The sequence below is a fragment of the Kitasatospora sp. NPDC059827 genome (assembly GCF_042731675.1).
Taxonomy (GTDB): Bacteria; Actinomycetota; Actinomycetes; order Streptomycetales; family Streptomycetaceae; genus Kitasatospora.
In genome coordinates, this window is the sequence record NZ_JBHWIV010000189.1 from 1 (window position 1) to 1,250 (window position 1,250).

Here is a 1,250-nt window from a genome sequence, read left to right on the forward strand (position 1 = left end):
CGTTCCCGGCACCCCCGACACCCGGCGCCGGGACCGGACGCAGCGGGGGCGGGCGGGTCCCCCCCGCCCCCTGCCCGCCGCCGTCTGCTGTCGCCCCGCCCACCCCCCACCGGGCGGCGGTGCGATCTCCCCCGTTCCCCCCGCTTCCCCCCGTTTCCCCCGTTCGGTCACCGGTCTCCCCCCGGCCCGCTCCGCCGCCCCGTGTCGGCGGTGCGGGGCCCGTGACCGGCGCCCGACGCGGACCCGGCACCACCCCCCGGGCCCTCCCGGCCAGGGGGACGGACGGATCCGCCACCCGGGCGGCCGGCGCCCGACGCGCCGTCCTCCCGGGTGCCACCACTCTCCCGTCCCAGCAGGTCGGAGGCCATCCGCTGACGTACTCAACCGCGCAACTGAGTACCCGTACTCAGTCGGCCGCGGCGCCCCGGAGCGGAACCGCGGCGGCGGCCCGGGGCGTCCCGGCTCCGGGTACGGTACGGCGGGGCCGGGGCGGCCCGGACGGGGTCGCGAGGCCCGCGAGAACGAGGAGGGGGACGCGATGACGGTCCTGCCGCTGATCTTCACCAGCGGTCTGGCCAGCGGCATCAACGCGTACGCGGTGGTGCTGCTGCTCGGCCTGCTGGGCCGGTTCGCCGGCGCGGAGTCGGTGCCGCACGCGCTGGAGCGCACCGACGTGCTGGTCGCGGCGGCCGTGCTGTTCCTGCTGGAGGCGGTGGCCGACAAGATCCCGTACGTGGACACCGTCTGGGACGCCGTGCACACCGTGATCCGGCCGATCGCCGGTGCCGTCGTCGGCGTGCTGATCGCGAGCGCCGACCCGGGCTCGCTCAGCGAGGTAGCGGCCGGGGCGATGGGCGGCACCACCGCGCTGGTCACCCACCTGGTGAAGGCCTCGCTGCGGATGGCCGTCAACACCACGCCGGAACCGTTCAGCAACATCGTGGTCAGCCTGACCGAGGACCTCTCGGTGGCCGGCCTGGTCACCCTGGCGATCTTCCACCCCTGGGCGGCCGCCTCGATCTCCGCCGTCCTGCTGCTGGCCGGTCTGCTGCTGGTCTGGCTGGCGGTCAGCAGGATCCGCGCCTTCCGAGCCCGCCGCCGCGAGCGCAAGGCCGCCAAGGCCGCGTCCGGAGCGTACGCGGGTCGGGCCTAGGGTCCGCCTTCGAACTCCCGTCGTTCGCCCGGAGGGCGGGCGGGGCGGCGTTGGGGTGCGTGCATCGCAAGGCGGAGGAGGGAGCCCAATGCAGCGC

Annotated in this window: 1 protein-coding gene; it reads left to right on the top strand. The window is 76.3% G+C overall.

From position 1 onward, the window contains the following. The first annotated feature begins 538 nt into the window (after positions 1 to 538). The gene (locus ACFV8H_RS41470) at positions 539 to 1,153 is read left to right on the top strand and encodes a DUF4126 domain-containing protein (protein ID WP_380409966.1); all 615 of its coding nucleotides are present in this window, start codon (positions 539 to 541) and stop codon (positions 1,151 to 1,153) included. Positions 1,154 to 1,250 lie beyond the last annotated feature (97 nt).